The sequence below is a fragment of the Pseudomonas sp. HMWF006 genome (genome assembly GCF_003061205.1).
Taxonomy (GTDB): Bacteria; Pseudomonadota; Gammaproteobacteria; order Pseudomonadales; family Pseudomonadaceae; genus Aquipseudomonas; species Aquipseudomonas monsensis.
Window position 1 is genome coordinate 1 of the sequence record NZ_QAIU01000464.1, and the last position, 622, is coordinate 622.

1 pseudogene is annotated in these 622 nt (G+C 59.0%); it reads right to left on the bottom strand.

The features are described 5' to 3' along the window. Positions 1-163: 163 nt before the first annotated feature. A pseudogene (locus DBR24_RS33030) lies at positions 164-622 on the bottom strand (DUF4123 domain-containing protein); the annotation flags it as partial.

Sequence of the window (622 nt, forward strand, 5' to 3'; positions counted from 1 at the left end):
GAGCATGTCTGATCTTGGGCGGGCACGTAGGTGGCCGTCAGGTCGTACTTAAAGTTGGGCGGAAGGTCAGGAACAAAAGTGAAAGTGTTTGGTGTCCCCACAGCCGAACAACCCACGCTCAGCGCGAGGCAACTGCCAAGCGCCAGCAATCGAAATGCACCGTTCATAAACGAGCCTCTCCCTGCCAATACAGCACTTGCTGGTACACCCGCTCAAAATGCGCCGCCGGTTCTTCTTCAGGTTTTGGCAGCCACGATTTGGGCGGCAGATACCCCGGCATCTGCAAACTCTGCATCAGCAAGAAATGCACTTGCTCCGGTGCTTGCCAGCCCCACAGGTGAGTTCGCTGAATCTGCCCCCACAACCAGTCATCCACATCCAGTTGTTCCGCGAGCCTGATCAGCGCTTCGGTGTGTTGGCCCACCAGATAGCGCCGGGCGTTATCGAACAGCACGTTGGCGTAAATCAGCTCCGGTGTCGGGGTCTGTAGCCATGGCGGGTCGGCTGGCACCGGGTGTGCGCCAGGATCGGGATTGTCGGCGACCCTCCATTGCCCGTCGTGCCAGTAACAGACGCTGACCATCGGCCCCATAAGTTCGGCGTACTGCTGCGGTTGCAGATG